16 protein-coding genes are annotated in these 17,893 nt (G+C 73.7%); 11 read left to right on the top strand and 5 right to left on the bottom strand.

Features of this window, described 5'->3' with window-relative positions; all coding sequences use genetic code 11:
- Window positions 1-47 precede the first annotated feature (47 nt).
- On the top strand, window positions 48-950 hold the full coding sequence (locus tag AC1UE5_RS24290; RefSeq protein WP_482928514.1) for an SDR family oxidoreductase: 903 nt from the start codon (window positions 48-50) through the stop codon (window positions 948-950).
- Here AC1UE5_RS24290 and AC1UE5_RS24285 read toward each other — a convergent pair.
- Together AC1UE5_RS24285 and AC1UE5_RS24280 are read right to left on the bottom strand one after the other, a co-directional pair.
- Complete coding sequence (locus tag AC1UE5_RS24285; RefSeq protein ID WP_482928513.1) at window positions 937-1,308, bottom strand: carboxymuconolactone decarboxylase family protein; 372 nt, start codon at window positions 1,306-1,308, stop codon at window positions 937-939. The two genes, AC1UE5_RS24290 and AC1UE5_RS24285, sit on opposite strands and share 14 nt — an antisense overlap.
- Entirely contained in the window at window positions 1,305-1,871 is a 567-nt protein-coding gene (locus tag AC1UE5_RS24280) for a carboxymuconolactone decarboxylase family protein (RefSeq protein WP_482928512.1), read from the bottom strand. The genes AC1UE5_RS24285 and AC1UE5_RS24280 overlap by 4 nt, the downstream gene beginning before the upstream one ends.
- Before the next feature lie 137 nt (window positions 1,872-2,008).
- Between AC1UE5_RS24280 and AC1UE5_RS24275 the strand changes: the two genes are divergently transcribed.
- Complete coding sequence (locus AC1UE5_RS24275; RefSeq protein ID WP_482928511.1) at window positions 2,009-4,063, top strand: hypothetical protein; 2,055 nt, start codon at window positions 2,009-2,011, stop codon at window positions 4,061-4,063.
- Here AC1UE5_RS24275 and AC1UE5_RS24270 read toward each other — a convergent pair.
- Complete coding sequence (locus AC1UE5_RS24270; RefSeq protein WP_482928510.1) at window positions 4,060-5,871, bottom strand: methyl-accepting chemotaxis protein; 1,812 nt, start codon at window positions 5,869-5,871, stop codon at window positions 4,060-4,062. The two genes, AC1UE5_RS24275 and AC1UE5_RS24270, sit on opposite strands and share 4 nt — an antisense overlap.
- Window positions 5,872-6,027: 156 nt before the next feature.
- On the opposite strand from AC1UE5_RS24270, the gene AC1UE5_RS24265 reads away from it, so the two are divergent.
- Window positions 6,028-7,092: a rod shape-determining protein gene (locus tag AC1UE5_RS24265; RefSeq protein WP_482928509.1), complete on the top strand. Its 1,065-nt coding sequence runs from the start codon at window positions 6,028-6,030 to the stop codon at window positions 7,090-7,092.
- Between the two features lie 40 nt (window positions 7,093-7,132).
- Here the strand turns inward: AC1UE5_RS24265 and AC1UE5_RS24260 are convergent, their stop codons facing one another.
- A complete protein-coding gene (locus AC1UE5_RS24260; protein WP_482928508.1) occupies window positions 7,133-8,572 on the bottom strand; it encodes an MFS transporter in 1,440 nt (479 codons plus the stop codon).
- Between the two features lie 90 nt (window positions 8,573-8,662).
- On the opposite strand from AC1UE5_RS24260, the gene AC1UE5_RS24255 reads away from it, so the two are divergent.
- From AC1UE5_RS24255 to AC1UE5_RS24245, 3 genes are read left to right on the top strand one after another with little or no spacing between them, the layout of a single operon-like run.
- Window positions 8,663-9,067, top strand: a complete 405-nt coding sequence (locus AC1UE5_RS24255) for a MarR family transcriptional regulator (RefSeq protein WP_482928507.1) — start codon at window positions 8,663-8,665, stop codon at window positions 9,065-9,067.
- 55 nt (window positions 9,068-9,122) lie between these two features.
- Entirely contained in the window at window positions 9,123-9,446 is a 324-nt protein-coding gene (locus AC1UE5_RS24250) for a hypothetical protein (protein WP_482928506.1), read from the top strand.
- A gap of 60 nt (window positions 9,447-9,506) precedes the next feature.
- Complete coding sequence (locus AC1UE5_RS24245) at window positions 9,507-10,607, top strand: Calx-beta domain-containing protein (RefSeq protein ID WP_482928505.1); 1,101 nt, start codon at window positions 9,507-9,509, stop codon at window positions 10,605-10,607.
- Between the two features lies 1 nt (window position 10,608).
- Here the strand turns inward: AC1UE5_RS24245 and AC1UE5_RS24240 are convergent, their stop codons facing one another.
- Entirely contained in the window at window positions 10,609-11,826 is a 1,218-nt protein-coding gene (locus AC1UE5_RS24240; RefSeq protein ID WP_482928504.1) for an ROK family transcriptional regulator, read from the bottom strand.
- Between the two features lie 126 nt (window positions 11,827-11,952).
- Between AC1UE5_RS24240 and AC1UE5_RS24235 the strand changes: the two genes are divergently transcribed.
- The 5 genes from AC1UE5_RS24235 (at window position 11,953) to AC1UE5_RS24215 (ending at window position 17,806) form a co-directional block, all read left to right on the top strand.
- A complete protein-coding gene (locus tag AC1UE5_RS24235; RefSeq protein ID WP_482928503.1) occupies window positions 11,953-13,137 on the top strand; it encodes a Gfo/Idh/MocA family protein in 1,185 nt (394 codons plus the stop codon).
- On the top strand, window positions 13,134-14,666 hold the full coding sequence (locus tag AC1UE5_RS24230; RefSeq protein WP_482928502.1) for a sugar ABC transporter ATP-binding protein: 1,533 nt from the start codon (window positions 13,134-13,136) through the stop codon (window positions 14,664-14,666). Before AC1UE5_RS24235 ends, AC1UE5_RS24230 begins: the two co-directional genes overlap by 4 nt.
- On the top strand, window positions 14,663-15,637 hold the full coding sequence (locus AC1UE5_RS24225) for an ABC transporter permease (RefSeq protein WP_482928501.1): 975 nt from the start codon (window positions 14,663-14,665) through the stop codon (window positions 15,635-15,637). The genes AC1UE5_RS24230 and AC1UE5_RS24225 overlap by 4 nt, the downstream gene beginning before the upstream one ends.
- 40 nt (window positions 15,638-15,677) lie before the next feature.
- A complete protein-coding gene (locus AC1UE5_RS24220) occupies window positions 15,678-16,721 on the top strand; it encodes a substrate-binding domain-containing protein (protein WP_482928500.1) in 1,044 nt (347 codons plus the stop codon).
- A gap of 86 nt (window positions 16,722-16,807) precedes the next feature.
- The gene (locus tag AC1UE5_RS24215; RefSeq protein ID WP_482928499.1) at window positions 16,808-17,806 is read left to right on the top strand and encodes a sugar phosphate isomerase/epimerase family protein; all 999 of its coding nucleotides are present in this window, start codon (window positions 16,808-16,810) and stop codon (window positions 17,804-17,806) included.
- Window positions 17,807-17,893: the final 87 nt, after the last annotated feature.

Here is a 17,893-nt window from a genome sequence, read left to right as displayed (position 1 = left end):
CCGTCATGTCAGTTCCTGACATCACTCGACCCAAGGAGGACTCCGTCATGCACGTCTTCGTCACCGGCGCCTCGGGGTGGATCGGCTCCGCCGTCGTCCCCGAGCTCCTCGCCGCGGGGCACACCGTCACCGGCCTCGCCCGCTCCGACGCCTCCGCCGCCGCCCTCGACGCCGCCGGGGCGCAGGTCGCCCGGGGCACGCTCCACGACCCGGCCGTCCTGCGGGACGCCGCGGCCGCGGCCGACGGCGTCATCCACCTCGCCTTCATCCACGACTTCTCCGACTACGCGGGCGCGATCCGCGCCGACCAGGGCGCCATCGCGGCGCTCGGCGACGCGCTGGCGGGCACGGACCGGCCGCTCGTGATCGCTTCCGGTCTGGCGGGGCTCGCGTCCGGGCGGGTCGCCACCGAGGACGACCGGCCCGGGTCCGAGGCGCCCCGCGGCGCGTCCGAGCAGGCCGCGCTCGCGCTCGCCGACCGCGGCGTCCGCGCCGCCTCGGTGCGCCTGGCGCCGACCGTCCACGGCGCCGGCGACCACGGCTTCGTCGCGACGCTCGTGCAGGTCGCGCGGTCGCGCGGCGTCGCCGGGTACGTCGGCGACGGCGCGAACCGGTGGCCGGCGGTGCACCGCTCCGATGCGGCGCGGCTGTTCCGGCTCGCGGTGGAGCGCGCGCCCGCGGGCAGCGTGCTGCACGGAGCCGCGGAGGAGGGCATCCCGGCGAAGGACATCGCGGAGGCGATCGGACGCGGCCTCGGGCTCCCGACCGCGTCGGTGGCGCCCGCCGACGCCGACGAGCACTTCGGCTGGCTCGGCCGGTTCTTCGCCGCGGACATGCGCGCCTCCAGCGCGCTGACGCGTGAGCGGCTGGGGTGGGAGCCCGCCGGGCCGACGCTCCTCGACGACCTCCGGTCCGGCTCCTACTTCGCCTCGGCGGTCACTCCGGCGTGAGCCCGAGCGTCGCGAGCCAGCGCTGCTGGCCGAAGAGGAACGCGATCGCGTAGCCGAGCTCGACGAGCTGCGGGTCGGTGAAGTGCGCGTGGAGCGCTTCCCACACCGCGTCGTCGGCGCGCGCGGCGTCCCACGCGATGGCCTCGGTCCAGTCGACGGCGGCGCGCTCGCGTGGGGTGAGCGCGCCGAGGTCGAGCGCCGGGTCCTCCGCGAGGAACCGCGCGCACAGGTCCTTCAGCCCCGCGTCGACGAGGCCGTCGCCGAGGCAGGCCGCGACGTTCTCGCGATGGGAGACGAGCACGTCGGGCACGCGGGCGCGGATCGCGTCGGCGGGGCCGACGGGGGCGACGCGGCTCACGACGCCACCGCCGGCGCGAGGCCGGCCGCCGACACGTTCAGGACCTCGCCGTGCCGCAGGTCGAGCGTCTTCAGCATCCGCTGCTGGCCGAGCGTGAGCGCCACGAACCAGCCCAGCTCCACGAGCTCCTCCTCGCCGAACCACCGCCGCAGCTCGGCCCACAGCTCGTCGTCGGCCTCGCGCGGGTTCCACGCGATCGCGCGCGCGTAACGAAGGGCCGCCCGCTCCCGCGCGTCGAACCGGTCCGACGACTCGAAGTCCGCCAGCTCCGACACCGCGTCCTCGGACACCGCCGCCTCGCCCGCCCGCTGAGCGCCGCAGTAGCGGCAGTCGGCGGTCTTCGACACGTAGAGCCGGCACAGCTCCTTGATCTCGCCGTCGCACACGCCGTGGCGGAACGTCCGGTCCCACGCGCGCGTGAACGCCCGCAGGATCTCGGGCACGTGCGCGCGGATCGCCTGGCTCTCCGGGCGCGGCGTGCCGTGGCGCGCGGCGTGCTGGAGCGCGGCGCGCAGCTCGGGGTCGACCAGGTCCTCGACGGGGAAGTAGCTGATCCGCGGCATGGGCGGGACGCTACTCCCGTGACAGCCGTACCGCAAACGTTTGCGGCCGGGTCGCGAGGTCAGGGCTGTCGACCCGCGACAGGTTGCGTGGGAACCTCCGCTTGCACGCGCCGGCTACACAGGCGTAACGTCGTCCCATGCGGGGGCACGGAGCGCTCATCGCCGCAGCGGTGGCAGCAGGGATGGCGATGGCGAGCCCCAGTGGCGCGCACGCCGCTCCGACCGACCCGCCGGCCCCGCCGTACACCAAGGACTCGTTCGCGTTCGCCGAACCCGCCGAGCGCAGCGTGCGGCTGGCGGAGGTCACCGACCGGCAGAGCCGCGGCACGATCACGCTCCGGCTGCGCAACCGCACGAAGCTCGGCGGCAAGCTCGTGCTGCACTACTACCCGGCGGCCGCGACCGGCGCGAAGGCGGAGATCGTCGCGCCCGCGCGGCTCGGCCCGCGCGACGCCACCCAGGTGCAGCTGCGCTTCACGCTCCCCAGCGGCCGGCCGGTCACCGACCTCGACGGGCTGCTCACCGCGCGGCTCGCGTCCCGCGGGACCTTCGGGCCGCTCGCCCGGCTGCGCATCCGCGGCGCCGGCCCGCGCATCACGTTCGCCCCCGAGAAGCTCGAGCTGACCGTCGACCGGTACGGCCCGTTCGACGTGGGGGAGCGGAGCGAGGTCACGGTCCGGGGCGAGGACGCGCCGCTGCTCGCGCGCCTCGGGCAGCCGATCGGCGGCCAGGTCCTGCGCGACGGCGACGCCACGATCCGCGTCGCGATCGGCGCGCCCGTCCTCACCGACGGCGTCTACATCGCGCCCGTCACGGTGTCGGAGGTCAAGTGGCTCGACACCGGCAGGTTCAAGGGCGCCGTGCCCGTCACGAGCGGCCGCGGCGAGGCGGCGCTCGACGTCGAGGTCACGGTCGGCTTCTCGTTCCTCGTCATGGCCGCGGTCGTCCTCTCCGGCGCGATCCTCGGCGGCTTCGCCCAGCGCTACAGCGACGTCGGCCGGGACGCGCGCATCCTCCGGCTGCGGCTGCTCGCGGCGGTCGACGACTACGACGCGAAGGTCGACGAGCGGCCCGGAGAGAGGCCCGCCAGCTACGCGCTCGACGCGTTCCTCGACCCGCGGCCGCCCGACAAGGGCGCCGCCCGCTACCCGGGCACGCGGGGCGTCGCGGGCATGCAGTGGCACCTGGCGACCGCCCGGACCAAGCGCGACGTGGACGACCAGCGCTACCGCGTCCGCGTCGTCGTCCGCCACGTCGAGCGGTGGCTGACGCTGGAGCCGGTCGCCCGCGCCGCCGCCGACGTGCTCGAGCAGCGGCCGCCGCGGCGCGGGACGGTGTCGATGCTCCAGTGCTCGGCCTTCAAGGACGTCCGCCGCCTGCTCGACGAGGCGCACACCGCGCCCGACGCGTCGCGGCCCACGCCGGAGGACGAGGAGGCCTGCCGGGCGCAGGAGCAGCGCGAGGACGCGGAGGCGGCCGCGCTCGTCGCCGCGCTCGCCGACCAGACCGCGGTGCTCGACCTCGCGCTCGAGGCCTGGTGCTACCTCAGCGCGTTCGACCGCATCGCCGATGAGCTCGAGCCGCAGGTCCACGCCGAGGTGCTCACCTGCGAGCTGGCCGAGCTGGAGGACCGCTACCCGCCGCTGGACCAGCGCGACGAGGCGACCCGCCAGCAGCTGCGGCTCGACCTCCACGACCGCGTGGACCGGCTCGCGGAGCTGTGGCCGGAGGAGCGCCATCCGCGCCCGCGCCGCGACGGCGGACGGCTGCGCGCCGCTCAGCTCGAGCGCGTCGTGCACGACCCCAGCCGCACGGTCGCGAGCGCCCCGCCCGCCGCGCACCTCGGCGCCGGCGGCGGCTGGCGCGGGGTCGTCCTCGCCGACTGGGGCTGGACGCTGCTCGCGGGCCTGGTCTCGGCGATCGTCTACACGCTCGGCGCGAAGGCGTTCGCGGGCGGCACGTGGGGCGGGAGCCTGGCCGAGTACGCGTCGGCGTTCGCGACCGGCTTCGCGGGCGAGGCGATCGCGTGGCGGCGCTTCCCGCTGTTCCGCGGCAAGCGCGGCGACGTCGAGCCGGAGCCGCCGAAGGAGACGCCGGCGGCGGAGAAGCCGGCGCCGGACAAGGCGGCGCCGGAGACGGCGACGCCGGCTCCCCCCGAACGGCAGGAGGAGCCGGCGGTCGTGGGCGGCTAGCGCGCCTCGATCTGGAACCGGTTGACGATCTCGCCGACCTGGTCGGCGGTGCTCGCCAGCGAGTCGGTCGACGCGGCGATCTCCTGCGCGGACGCGGAGGTCTCCTCGGTCGACGCCGAGACGTCCTCGGTCGCGGCGGAGGAGCGCTCGGCCAGCTCGGCCACGGCGGCGATCCGGTCGTTCACGTCGGCCGCGCCGTGGGCGATCGACTCGGTGACCTGGGCGATGCGGCGGACCCGCTCGCCCATGTCGTCCACCGACGCGCCGATGCGCTGGAACGCCTCGCGGGCGGACTCGACGGTGCCGGCCCCGGCCTCGGTGCGCTCGGCGGTCCGCTCGACCACCGTGACGACCTTCTGCGTCTCGGTCTGCATGTGGCCGATCAGCTCGGAGATCGACGCGGCGGCGGTCTGCGAGTCCTCGGCGAGCTTGCGGACCTCCTCGGCGACGACCGCGAAGCCGCGGCCCTGCTCACCCGCACGCGCGGCCTCGATGGCGGCGTTGAGCGCGAGGAGGTTGGTCTGCTCGGCGATGCCGGTGATCGTCTCGACGATGCCGCCGATCTCGTCCGACTTGGTGCCGAGGTCGCGGATCGCCGTGGCGACCTCGCCGGACGAGTCGCGCAGTGCGCGCATCGCCTCGGTGGCCTCGTCGGCCGCCGACACGCCGGCGCGGACGAGGTCGGTGGCGTCGTCGGCCGCGCGGGCGGTCTCGTCGGCGGCGCGCGCCGACTCCTCGATGCCCTCGACGACCTCGGTGACGAGCTCGCGCGTCTCGCCCAGCTGGTGGGCCTGCTGCTCGGCGCTCTCGGCGATGCGCTGGATGGCGTCGGCGATCTCGCCCACCGCGCGGCCCGCCTCCTGCGCGGCGCCGGACATCTCGTGGGAGGCCGACGACACGGTGGTGACCGAGCCGCGGACGTCGCCGAGCGCGAGGCGGAGCGAACCGGTCATGCCCGCGAACGCGTTGCCGAGCGCGTCGCGCTCCGAGCGCGGCGTGACGTCGAACGAGACGTCGCCGGCGGCGATGCGGTCCGCGACCACGACGGAGTCCTCGAGGTACTCGACCATCTCGCCGAACGCCTTGCCGACGTCGCCGAGCTCGTCGTTGGAGGTGAGCTTGACGTCCTGCTCGACGTCGCCCTGGGCGATGCCGCGCGCGGCGGTGACGATGCGCCCCAGGCCGCCCGCGATGTGGCGGGTGAGGAGCAGCGCGGCGGCAAGCGAGATCAGGATGCCCGCGGCGAGCAGCACGAGCGAGAGCGTGCGCGTGGTGGACGCGGTGTCCTCGGCGTTCGCCTGCGCGGCCTGGGCGACCTTGTCGGTGGCGTCGGTCCAGGTGGCGATGCTCTCCTTCGTGGCCTCCCACGCCGCGTCGCCCTCGCCGTTGGAGAGGATCTGCATCGTGGCGGCGATGTCGTTCTCGGCGACGTCCGCGAAGCCCTTGGTCTTCTCGCGGTAGTCGGACCAGGCCGCGGCGAACGCGGCCGCGGCGGCAGCACCGTCGCCGCCGTCGGAGTACTTGGTGTTGTACTCGTCGAGCCAGCCGTCGATGTCGGCGATGTTCTCGTCGAGCTCCTTCAGGTCGCTCTCGCGTGCGGCGAAGAGGATCTGGTTGCGGCGGTAGGCGCCGGTCTTGTCCTTGACGTCGCCGATGAGGCGCGTCGCGGGGACGACCTTGTCGCTGAGCTCGCCCGTCGCGTCGCTCATGCTCGCGGTGCGGGAGACGGAGTAGAGGCCGAGGCCGGCCAGGATCGCCACGACGCACGCGAAGGCGAGCGCCAGCTTGGCGGTGATGGTGAAGCGCAAGTCGGGGTCCTTGGGGCGGGGTGGTGGGACGGCGGCGTATGGGAGAGTCGGCAGCTCGCCCGATCGGTTGACCGCCAGTTGGATGGCAACGCGCCAGGTTGGCGGTGACACGGCGCGTTGCGGCCCTCCCTCCGGCCGTGTGCCAGCCTGTACGGCGTGGCATTGAACTTCGGCTTCGGGGCGCGCGACGTCGCGATCGACCTCGGGACCGCCAACACGCTCGTCTACCTGCGCGGGCGCGGGATCGTCGCCTCCGAGCCGTCCGTCGTCGCGATTGACCAGGACACCGGCGAGGTCCACGCGGTCGGCAGCGAGGCCAAGCGCATGATCGGCCGGACGCCGGCGCGAATCTCCGCGGTCCGCCCGCTGCGCCATGGCGTGATCGCGGACTTCGAGGTCACCGAGGCGATGCTCCGCTATTTCATGCGCCTGGTCGACCAGCCCCGGTTCGGCCGGCCGCGCCTGGTGATGTGCGTGCCGTCGGGCGTCACCGAGGTCGAGAAGCGGGCGGTCATCGACGCGTCGTCGTCGGCGGGCGCGCGGCAGGTCCAGCTGATCGAGGAGCCGCTCGCCGCGGCCATCGGAGCGGGGCTCGACATCTCCGAGCCGCGCGGCCACATGGTCGTCGACATCGGCGGCGGCACCACGGAGGTCGCGGTGATCTCGCTGGGCGGGATCGTCGTCTCCGAGTCGCTGCGGATCGGCGGCTACGAGCTGGACGACGCGGTGACCGCGCACCTGCGCAACGAGCACGGCCTCGCGGTCGGCTCGACGACGGCGGAGGAGATCAAGATCACGCTCGGCACCGCGTGGGCGGAGGTCGAGGACCTCGAGATGGAGGTCCGCGGGCGCCACCTGGAGTCGGGGCTCCCGCGCAGCGTGCTCCTGTCGACCGACGAGATCCGCAGCGCGCTGGCCGAACCGGTCCAGATGATCGTCGACGCGGTGAAGGAGACGCTCGAGCGCACGCCGCCCGAGCTGGCCGCCGACATCCCGATCACCGGCATCCTGCTGGCCGGCGGCGGCTGCCTGCTGCGCGGCTTCGCGGAGCGGCTGTCGGACGAGACCGGCATGCCCACCTACCTCGCCGAGTCGCCGCTCACCTGCGTGGCGATCGGCTCGGGCATGGCGCTGGAGGAGTTCAACACCATGGAGGCCGGGGACCGGATGGCGCGCCGTGCGGCGCGCCGGGCTGCGGTCACGCCCGAGCCAGGCGCGTAGCGCGCCCGGCCCGGGGTGAGGCGTAGGGGCCTCCCGGCGCCTACTCCGCCTGCTGCGTCGCCAGCTGGCCCGCGGGGACCTCGTGGCGGCGAAGGCTGCCGCTCAGCGCGACGAAGAGGCCGACGAGCGCCAGGCCCGCGACCACGCCGAGGGCGGGCCGCATCGCGTCGATGAAGGCCTCCACGCCCAGCGTCGACTCGGCGTTGAGCACCGCGGTCACGACCGCGAGCGACACGGCGCCGCCGACCTGGAAGGAGGTCTGGACGAGGCCGGAGGCCAGCCCCTGCTCCTCGTTCGCGACGCCCGTCGTGCCCTGGATGTTCAGCGACGGGAACGCGAGCGCGAAGCCGATGCCGATCAGGATCATCGTCGGCAGGATCTCCACCGCGTAGGTGGGCGAGCCGTCGATGCCCAGGAACAGCGCGTACGCGCCGGCGAAGGCGACGAAGCCCGTGGCGATCACCCGCGCGGTGCCGAAGCGCTCGATCAGCAGGCCGACGCGCGGCGAGCCGAAGGCGACGATGAGGCCGGCGGGGAGGAAGGCCAGCGCGGTCTCGAGCGCCGACCAGCCGAGCACGGACTGCAGGTACATCGTGGCCACGAACTGGAAGCCCAGGTAGCAGCCGAACGTCGCCATCGCGCCGAGGTTCGCCCGCACGATGGGCCCGTTCTTGAGGATGCTGAGGCGCACCAGCGGCTGCTTGGTCCGGCTCTCGATCGTCACGAACAGCGCCAGCAGCGCGGCGGCGCCAGCGAGGCTGAGCACGGTCTGCAGCGCGCCCCAGCCGACCTCGGGCGCCTCGACGACCCCGCGGACGAGCAGGAGCATGCCGGCGGTCACCGTGACCGCGCCCGGCAGGTCGAACGCGCCGCGCGTGACGGCGCTCGGGCCGTCCTTGCGCAGGACGTAGACCACCGCGAGCAGCACGCCGGCGGCGAACGGCACGGGGAGGAGGAACGTCAGCCGCCAGCCGACCTCGGTCAGCAGGCCGCCGAACACGAGGCCGAGCGAGAAGCCGCTCGCGGCCACGGCGGTGTAGATCGACAGCGCCTTGTTGCGGGCGGCGCCCTCGGGGAACGTCGTCGTGACGAGCGAGAGCGCGGCCGGGGCGGTGAACGCGGCGGCCATGCCCTTGATGAAGCGCGTGACGACGATGATGGTCGGATCGCTCACCACGCCGCCGACGAGCGACGCGAGGGTGAACACGGAGAGCCCAGCGATCAGGACGCGTCTGCGGCCGACGAGGTCGGCCACGCGCCCGCCCAGCAGCAGAAGGCCGCCGTAGCCGAGGACGTAGCCGCTGACGATCCACTGCATCTGCGACGTCGTGAGCCCCAAGTCCGCGCTGATCTGCGGCAGGGCCACGCCGATCATCGACACGTCGAGACCGTCGAGGAACATGACGCCGCACGCGATCAGCAGCGTCAGCCACAGGCGCCGGTCCCAGCGACCGGCGGTGGTGGGGAGAGGGGAAGTCATGGCGTGGCAGACTACATGCACATGCATTGAATGCAAGTGCAGAAGATGTGAACGCAAAATCTGCGCGGTTCTGGTATGATGCACCGCCCAATGAGTCGGGTCAGCTCGGAGACGGATCTCGTCGACGCGTACCGCGCCTTGCTCTCGCAGCACGCGCGCATCACCTGCGCCATGGATCGCGAGCTGGGGCAGCACGGCCTCGGCATGAGCGAGTTCGAGGTGCTGGAGCGGCTCTACGCCGAGGGTTGCTGCCAGAAGCGCCGCGTGCAGGAGCTCGCGGACGCCGTCCACCTGTCGCAGAGCGCGCTGTCGCGCGTGATCGGGCGGCTGGAGAAGGACGGCCTGGTGTTCCGCGCGATGTGCGCGGAGGACCGGCGCGGCATCTTCGTGGAGCTCACCGACGAGGGGCGCGCGCGCTACGAGGCCGCGCGGCCGGCGCACCGGTCGGTGCTCGAGCGCGTCCTCGCGGACGGCGCCGACGAGATGTCCTGCTGAGACGTCCGTCCGCGCCGGGCATCACGCCGCCGACGCGCGCGCCATCATGCGTGCGATGGACGCGACCGACACCCCGCTGACCGTCAAGGCGTCGGCGCCCTCCGCGCCGTACCTGCACATCGACAACCGCGCGCTGATCGTCTACGACGGGCGCGGCGTCGTGATGTTCCCCCACGGCTCGTACCTCTGGCTGTCCGAGACGCTGAAGGTGCTCAAGGACGAGAAGCGGGCGACGCGCCAGCAGGGTCCGAACGTCTTCGGCGGGTTCCTGCACGAGGACGGGTCGGCGACGATCTTCGCCGGGACGGTGCACCATCTGGTGACCGTCGAGGTGGGGGAGAAGGAGCTGGCGGAGATCGCCGCCAAGCTCGCGCGCTGAACGTCCGTCATCTGACCACCGGCTGAAGGTGGGCGCCTCCGGTGTCGAGAGAGCAGGTGCATGCGTGCACCGTTTCGCTCTTCCCTGCTCGCCGGCGCCGGCGCCGGCGCCGCCGTCGTGGCCGCGGCGCTCGCGGCCGCCCCGCCGTCCGCCTCGGCCGCCGCGCCCCGCATCGACGCGGATCTCGCCTGCAACGCCGGGCTCTACGACATCATCATCGTCCGCAGGTGGCCCGTCGCGCGGTGCGAGATGGATCTCGAGGCGAGCGACCCGGCCGACTGGGGCGATCCGCAGTGGAGCGTCTACGGCTGGTGGAAGCCGACGGTGCGCAGCGTCGTCGTCGACCGCGACGGCGGGACGGCGACCGCGACCGTCGCCCGCGACCACGCGCCGAGCCCGGTGTGGCTGAGCTGGACCACGCAGGACGGGACGGCCAAGGCGGGCGTCGACTACACCGCCGCGAGCGGGGAGCTGGCCTTCGACAAGCTCGCGCAGAGCTTCACGGTGCCGCTGCTGGACGACGGCGACCACGGCGACGGGCCGAAGACGCTCGAGGTGCGCTTCGCCAACCCGACGACGGCGTACGTCACGCCGCCGCCGGCGCTGACGATCACGCTGCCCGCGGACGCGTCGTACGTGCCGCCAGCGCCGGATCCCGATCCCGACCCGCCCGTGGGCGACCAGCCCGCGACCGACCCCGAGGCGGAGCCCGCGCCGGGCGGCTCGGCCACGACGCCGACGACGCCGGAGCCATCGGCCGGCCTCGTGCCAGCGCCGGCTGGGGCGGCCACGGCCACTGCCGCCGCCGCGCCCGCCCCGCCGGCCACGCTCCTCGCGCCGCTCCACGCGCGGCTCGAGCAGCAGCGGACGGTCGGCGCGCTCGTCGCGGGCCGCGCGCGCCTCCCGGTCTCGTGCGCGGGCACGTGCACGCTCACGGCGCGGCTGTCGGTCTCGCCCGCGACGGCCCGCCGCCTGCGGCGCCCGTGGCGCACGCTCGGCAGCGCGCAGGTCACCGGCTCAGGCCGGGTGCTCGTCCCGCTCCGCGTCACCGCGCGCGCCAAGCGTGCGCTCGGCCGCGCGGACCGGCCGGTCGTGGTCGGCGTCCGCGTCCGCGCCACCGGCGGCCGCACGATCACCGCCCGCGTGACGCTGAAGCCGTAGCTCAGGCCGCGCCCTGCAGGGCGCGGTCGATCGCCTCGGGCGCGAGGACGTGCTCGATGACCATGATCGCCGCGCCGATCACGCCCGCGCGGTCGCCCAGCCGGCTCGGCACCGTCTGCAGCGACTGCGTGGCGAGGGGGAGAGAGCGCTGGAACGTGACCTCGCGGACGCCCGCGAGCAGCGGCTCGTGCGCCTCGCTGAGGTCGCCGCCGATGACGATCACGCCCGGGTTGAAGAAATTGACCGCGGCGGCGAGCACCTCGCCGAGCGTGCGGCCCGCCTCGCGCACGAGCCGGCCCGCCTGCGCGTTGCCGGCCCGCACGAGCCGGACGACGTCGCGCGAGCCGCGCGCCTCGATGCCCGCCTCCGTCAGCGCGCGGGCCAGCGCCGCGCCGCCCGCCACGGCCTCCAGGCACGCGACGTTCCCGCACCGGCACAGGACGTCCTCGTGGCCGTCGACGTGGATGTGGCCGATGTCGCCCGCCGCGCCCTGCGAGCCGCGGTGGATGGCGCCGCTCGCCACGATGCCGCAGCCGATGCCGGTGCCGACCTTCACGAACAGGAGGTGCTCGACGTCGCGCCAGGTCATCCAGTGCTCGCCGAGCGCCATGATGTTCACGTCGTTGTCGACGAGCACCGGCGCGTCGTAGCGCTCCGCGAACCACGCGGGGATCGCGAACCCGTCCCAGCCGGGCATGATCGGCGGGTTGACGGGGCGGCCCTCGGCGAACGCGACCGGTCCGGGGACGCCCATGCCGATGCCGCGCACGTCGGCGGCGGTGCGGCCGGTCTGCGTCAGCAACGCGCGCAGCTCGGCGTCGACGCGGGTGAGGACGGCCTCGGGCCCCTCGGCGATCTCCATCTCGAACGCGTGCTCGGCGAGCGGTGAGCCCGCCAGGTCGCTGACCGCGAGGCGCGAGTGCGTCGCGCCGAGGTCGGCGGCGAGCACGACGCCCGCCTCGTGGTTGAAGGCCAGGACGGTCGGCGGACGGCCGCCCGTGGAGGCCGATCCGCCCGCCTCGTAGACGAGCTCGTGGGCGAGCAGCGTCTCGACGCGCTGCGCCACGGTCGAGCGCGCGAGGCCGGTGCGGCGCGCCAGGTCGGTGCGCGTCACGGCCTCGCCGTCGCGAATGAGGCGCAGGACCGATCCCGCGCCGATCAGGGCCGACGAGCGTTCGCTGCTGGTCGCGGCCGGCGGGGTGGTTCCGTTGCGCGCCATCGTCGGCCAGCAGAGTAACCCGTCGCAGTTCTGCCTGACAAGCGACGCACTTTCTGCGTTGCGTCTACGCGAAGTTGTCGCACTTTTGCTTGACAGACGATCAAAGTCCGACGTAGGGTGCCGGCAATGGGTCTTGCAGCACTGCGCGTCGGCGTCGCCGGCGCGGGCTTCATCGGAGCGGTCCACGCTCGTTCGGCACGCCTCGCCGGCGGCCACCTCGCAGGCGTCGCGGCGTCGACGCCGCAGCGTGGGGAGGAGGCGGCGGCGCGGCTCGGCGCGGAGCGCGCGTACGCCACAGCCGAGGAGCTCGTCACGGCGCCGGACATCGACGTCGTCCACATCTGCACCCCCAACCACCTCCACCTCCCCCTCGCGGAGCGGGCGCTGGCGGCCGGCAAGCACGTCGTGTGCGAGAAGCCGCTGGCGCTCGACCTCACCGGGGCGCAGCGGTTGGTCGATGCCGCCGCATCGGCCGGCCGCTGCGTCGGGGTGCCGTTCGTCTACCGCTACCACCCCACGGTGCTGGAGGCGCGCGACCGCGTGCGCTCGGGCGCGACCGGCCCGTTGCGGCTCCTGCACGGCTCGTACCTGCAGGACTGGCTGCTCCGCGCCGAGGACGACAACTGGCGGGTCGACGAGCAGTTGGGGGGAGCGTCGCGGGCGTTCGCGGACATCGGGTCGCACTGGTGCGACCTCGTCGAGTTCGTCTCCGGGCACCGCATCGCGCGGCTCTCGGCGCGGATCACGACGGTGCTCTCCGAACGCGTGGAGGCCGGCGCCCGCCCCGCGTTCGCCGGGGCGGGCGACGGCAACGGCGCGGCCGGGCACGAGCTGCGGCCGGTCGCCACCGAGGACGCGGCGGTCGTGCAGTTCGAGACGGACCGCGGGGCGCTGGGGTCGACGGTCATCTCGCAGGTCAGCGCCGGGCGCAAGAACCGGCTGTGGTTCGAGCTGGACGGCGCCGAGGAGGCCGTCGTCTTCGACCAGGAGAACCCCGAGACGCTGTGGGTCGGGCGGCGCGAGGCGACCACGCTGCTGCGGCGCGACCCCGAGCACCTGAGCGCCGCCGCCGCGCGCGTGAACGTGCTGCCCGCCGGCCACCCCGAGGGCTACGCGCTCTGCTTCGACAGCTTCATCCGCGACGTCTACGACGCGGTGCGCCGCGGCGACGGCACCGTCGCCGACGGGATGCCGGTCTTCACCGACGGGCTGCGCGCCGCGCAGATCACCGACGCGGTGCTGCGCAGCGCGGCCGAGCAGCGCTGGGTCGACGTCGCGGGCGCGCCGGCGACGACGGAGGTGGCCGCATGAGCACGCCGATCCTCCAGGTGCGCGGGCTCGTCAAGCACTACCCGGGCGCGAAGGCGCTGGACGGCGTCGACTTCGACGTCCTACCCGGCGAGGTGCACTGCCTCCTCGGCCCGAACGGCGCGGGCAAGTCGACGCTCATCAAGTGCGTGAGCGGCGCGATCGAGCCGACCTCCGGCGAGGTGCTCGTGGACGGCGAGCCGCTCCCGACCGGCGCGCCGAAGGAGTCGCTCGCGCGCGGCGTCGCGACGATCTACCAGGAGCTCGACCTCGTCGAGGACCTGCGCGTCTACGACTCGATCTTCCTCGGGCACGAGCTGCGCCGCGCGGGCGGGCTGCTCGACCGCGACCGGATGAAGCGCGAGACGCGCGCGCTGCTGGAGCGGCTCGACCACGCGAACATCCCGATCGACGCGCGGGTCGGCGCGCTGCGGCCCGCCGCGCAGCAGGTCGTCTCGATCGCCCGCGCGCTGTCGCACAAGGTGCGGCTGCTGATCATGGACGAGCCGAGCGCGATCCTCGACGACAGCGAGGTCGAGACGCTGTTCGGCGTCGTGCGGCGGCTCACCGCGGACGGCGTCGGCGTCGTCTACATCTCGCACCGGCTCGACGAGGTGCGCCGCATCGGCGACCGCGTGACGGTGCTGTCCGACGGGCGCACGGTCGCGACCGGCCTGCCCGCCGACACCCCGCCCGACGTCCTCGTCGAGAAGATGGTCGGCCGCAAGGTCGAGCAGCTGTTCCCCGACCGCCCGGTCGCGCGTGAGGCGGCCGCCCCTGCCCTCCAGGTGCGCGGCCTCTCGCGCGCGCCGGACGTCAAGCCGACGAGCTTCGAGGTGGCGTCGGGCGAGGTGCTCGGCATCGGCGGGCTGGTCGGCGCCGGGCGCACCGAGCTGCTGCGGCTCATCTACGGGCTCGACAAGCCGGACGCGGGCGAGGTGCTGGTGCACGGCGAGCGGCTGAAGGCCGGGTCGCCGCGGGCCGCCATCCGCGCCGGGCTCGGCATGGCGCCGGAGGACCGCAAGTCGCAGGGCCTGCTGCTCGACTGGTCGCTCGCGCGCAACGTCTCGCTCGCCGACCTGCCGCGGTTCACGCCGCGGGCGGGCGTGCTGTCGCTGGCGTCCGAGCGGGCCGCCGCGACCGAGCAGCTGCGGGCGCTGAAGACCGTTCCCGACGACGCCGACCGCATCGTCCGCGAGCTGTCGGGCGGCAACCAGCAGAAGGTGGTGCTCGCACGGTGGCTGCTGCGCGAGTGCAAGGTCCTGCTGCTCGACGAGCCGACGCGCGGCGTCGACGTCGGCGCGAAGGCGGAGATCTACAACGTGATCGCGGGCCTGGCCAAGGCCGGCCTGGCGGTCGTCGTCGTGTCGTCCGAGCTGCCCGAGCTGATCGGCCTCTGCTCGCGGATCCTCGTGATGCGCGAGGGGGAGGTCGTCGCCGAGGTCGACGGCGCCGCCGCGACCGAGCTCGAGCTGCTGCGCCACGCCGTGGCGCCCACCGATTCCGATCCTGTCCTGGAGGAGACCGCATGAGCACCGTCCAAGGCGCAGCGCCCCGGCGGCGCTCGCTCCCGTTCAACCTGCCCAGCGGGAGCGGGCTGCAGGAGTACACGCTGGTCGCCGTCGTCCTGCTGCTGCTCGTGGTGGGAGCGATCCTCGAGCCCGACGCCTTCCTGACGTCGGACAACATGCTCAACGTCCTGCGCCAGGCGAGCGTCGTCGGCGTCATCGCGATCGGCATGACGTTCGTCATCGCGACGTCGGGCATCGACCTGTCGGTCGGGTCCATGGTCGCGTGCGCGTCGGTCGCGGGCGGCCAGCTCGCGGACTCCGGGTCGCTGATGTTCGTCCTCGGCGCGCTCGGCATGGGCGTGCTGCTCGGCGGCATCAACGCGGGGGCGATCGCGTACGGGAAGGTCGTCCCGTTCATCGCGACGCTCGCGATGTTCACCATGGCCCGCGGGCTCGGGCTGTGGCTGAGCGACAAGCAGCCGGTCTCGATCTTCGACCTCGAGTTCGTGCGCTGGTTCGGCAACGGCGAGGTGCTCGGCATCCCGTCCGCGGCGGTGGTCTTCCTCGCGGTGACGGTGATCGCGTGGATCCTGCTCAACCGGACGCCGTACGGCAGGTACGTCGTGGCGGTCGGCGGCAACCGCGAGGCCGCGCGCATCGCGGGCGTCCCCGTCCGCCGGATCATCTTCAGCGTCTACGTGCTCAGCGGGCTGTGCGTCGGCATCGCGGCGATCCTGCTCTCGGGCCGGCTCGCGTCCGCGTCGCCGATCGTCGGCAACCTATACGAGCTGGACGCGATCGCCGCCGTGGTCATCGGCGGCACCGCCCTGGCGGGCGGTCGGGCCACCATCGTCGGCACGTTCCTGGGCGTCATCACGTTCGCCCTGATCTTCAACCTGCTGACGCTCATGGATCTCGCGACCGAGATCCAGCAGGTCACGAAGGGCCTGATCATCCTCGCCGCCGTCCTGATCCAGCGCAGGGAGCGCTGAGTCGGTGTTGTCCCAACCCTCTAGGAGGAGGAGCCAGTCCATGTCCATGAAGCGATACGTGCTGCCGTTGTGCGTCGCGCTCGCACTCGGCGTCGCCGCGTGTGGCGACGACGAGGACGAGGGCAACGCGTCGGAGAACGCCGCCGCCTCGACCGAGGAGACCGGCACGCCCGCCCAGGGCACCGGTGAGGGCGGGAAGGTCAAGATCGCCTTCAGCGCGCCCGGCGCCGATCACGGCTGGATGGCCGCGATCACCGAGAACGCCCGCGAGCAGGCCGAGAAGCTCGGCGACGTCGAGCTGATCGCCGCCGAGGGCGTCACCGACAGCGCCGCGCAGGCCGACCAGATCGAGACGCTGATCGCGCAGAAGCCCGACGCGCTCGTGATGCTGCCCAACGAGGGCGACGCGCTGACGCCGGTCGCGCAGAAGGCGACCGCCGCCGGCATCCCCGTCGTGGTCGTCGATCGCGCGCTGTCCGCCCCGGGCGCGTCGCGCTCGTTCATCACCGGCGACAACTACGGCATCGGCTGGCAGGCCGGCAACTACTTCGCCGACCAGCTCAAGTGCTCGGGCAACGTCGTCGAGATCCAGGGCATCGCGGGCATCGCGGTGACGGAGGACCGCTCGAAGGGCTTCCGTGACGCGCTCAAGCGCAAGTGCCAGGACAAGGTGAAGATCGTCGCGTCCCAGCCGGCCGACTTCGTCCCGGACAAGGGCCTCTCGGTCATGGAGAACATCCTCCAGGCGCAGAAGGACATCGACGCCGTGTACACGCACGACGACGACATGGCCGAGGGCGTCGTCTCGGCGATCGAGAACGCGGGCCGCGAGGACGAGATGTTCCTCACCGGCGCCGGCGGCTCGAAGGCCGCGATGGACCGCATCGAGGCCGGCGGCCTGTACCGCGCGACGTTCCTCTACAACCCGTCGATGAGCGCGTCGGCCATCAACATGGCCCGCCTGATCGTGCAGAAGCAGGGCTTCGAGGAGCTCGCGGAGCCCGAGGTCCCGTCGCAGATCACCGTGCCGGCGACGACGGTCACCAAGGAGAACGTGGCCGACGTCAAGGAGCTCGGCTTCTAGCCCACTCCCGCCCTCCTCGGGATGATGGTGGCGGCCCGCCCTTTCGCGGGGGCGGGCCGCCGTCCGTCGGAGGAGGCTCGCGCGCCATGGCACGACCAGTCACGATGATCACCGGCCAGTGGGCGGACCTCCCGCTGGCGGACCTCGCCGCGAAGTGCGGCGAGTGGGGGTTCGACGGCCTCGAGCTCGCCACGTGGGGCGACCACTTCGACGTCCCCGCCGCGCTGTCCGACCCCTCCTACGTCCGCGAGCGCCGCGCGCTGCTGGAGCGGCACGGCCTCGGCGTGTGGGCGATCTCCGCGCACCTCGTCGGGCAGGCGGTGTCCGACCCGATCGACGCGCGCCACCAGGCGATCCTGCCGCCCGAGGTGTGGGGCGACGGGGAGCCCGACGGGGTCCGCGCGCGGGCGGCCGAGCGGGTCAAGGACACCGCGCGCGCCGCTGCGGCGCTCGGGGTGGAGGTCGTGACGGGCTTCACCGGCTCGCCGATCTGGCACCTCCTCTACTCGTTCCCGCCCAACGACCCGGCCGTGATCGAACGCGGCTACGAGCAGTTCGCGGAGGCGTGGGCGCCGATCATCGACGTCTTCGACGCCGAGGGCGTGAAGTTCGCGCTGGAGGTCCACCCGACGGAGATCGCGTACGACTTCGTCACCACCCGCCGGGCGCTCGACGCGCTGGGGCGGCGTCCCGGGTTCGGCCTCAACTTCGACCCGTCGCACCTCGTCCACCAGTTCCTGGACTGCGCGGCGTTCGTCGACGACTTCGCCGACCGCATCTACCACGTGCACGTCAAGGACACGAAGCGGCGCCTCGACGGCCGCTCCTCGATCCTCGGCGGCCACCTCGACTTCGGCCAGCCCGGCCGCGGCTGGGACTTCGTCTCCCCGGGTCACGGCGACGTCGACTTCGAGTCGATCTTCCGCGCCCTCAACCGCGCCGGCTACACCGGTCCCCTCTCGATCGAGTGGGAGGACGCGGGGATGGACCGCGACTACGGCGCCCAGGACGCGCTCGCCTTCGTCCGCCGCACCGACTTCCCCGCCTCCACCGTCGCCTTCGACGCCGCCTTCGCCAACGACTGACCACGGGTGCGCGGCCGCGCCCCGCGAGAGCGCCGTCGCACGCGGGGTCGTCCGGCGCGGCCCAACATCCCAACGGTCCGCCGCCGG

This window comes from Parviterribacter multiflagellatus (assembly GCF_056863265.1).
The sequence above is the reverse complement of the archived record's forward strand: the minus strand, read 5'-3'. Positions and strand labels throughout refer to the sequence as shown.

Excerpts from the sequence above, each read along its gene's own strand:
- AC1UE5_RS24260 (WP_482928508.1), bottom strand. The coding sequence starts at position 8,572 with ATGACTTCCCCTCTCCCCACCACCGCCGGTCGCTGGGACCGGCGCCTG.
- AC1UE5_RS24280 (WP_482928512.1), bottom strand. The coding sequence starts at position 1,871 with ATGCCGCGGATCAGCTACTTCCCCGTCGAGGACCTGGTCGACCCCGAG.
- AC1UE5_RS24240 (WP_482928504.1), bottom strand. The coding sequence starts at position 11,826 with ATGGCGCGCAACGGAACCACCCCGCCGGCCGCGACCAGCAGCGAACGC.
- AC1UE5_RS24275 (WP_482928511.1), top strand. The coding sequence starts at position 2,009 with ATGCGGGGGCACGGAGCGCTCATCGCCGCAGCGGTGGCAGCAGGGATG.
- AC1UE5_RS24255 (WP_482928507.1), top strand. The coding sequence starts at position 8,663 with ATGAGTCGGGTCAGCTCGGAGACGGATCTCGTCGACGCGTACCGCGCC.
- AC1UE5_RS24230 (WP_482928502.1), top strand. The coding sequence starts at position 13,134 with ATGAGCACGCCGATCCTCCAGGTGCGCGGGCTCGTCAAGCACTACCCG.
- AC1UE5_RS24215 (WP_482928499.1), top strand. The coding sequence starts at position 16,808 with ATGGCACGACCAGTCACGATGATCACCGGCCAGTGGGCGGACCTCCCG.
- AC1UE5_RS24225 (WP_482928501.1), top strand. The coding sequence starts at position 14,663 with ATGAGCACCGTCCAAGGCGCAGCGCCCCGGCGGCGCTCGCTCCCGTTC.
- AC1UE5_RS24220 (WP_482928500.1), top strand. The coding sequence starts at position 15,678 with ATGTCCATGAAGCGATACGTGCTGCCGTTGTGCGTCGCGCTCGCACTC.
- AC1UE5_RS24290 (WP_482928514.1), top strand. The coding sequence starts at position 48 with ATGCACGTCTTCGTCACCGGCGCCTCGGGGTGGATCGGCTCCGCCGTC.
- AC1UE5_RS24250 (WP_482928506.1), top strand. The coding sequence starts at position 9,123 with ATGGACGCGACCGACACCCCGCTGACCGTCAAGGCGTCGGCGCCCTCC.
- AC1UE5_RS24235 (WP_482928503.1), top strand. The coding sequence starts at position 11,953 with ATGGGTCTTGCAGCACTGCGCGTCGGCGTCGCCGGCGCGGGCTTCATC.
- AC1UE5_RS24245 (WP_482928505.1), top strand. The coding sequence starts at position 9,507 with ATGCGTGCACCGTTTCGCTCTTCCCTGCTCGCCGGCGCCGGCGCCGGC.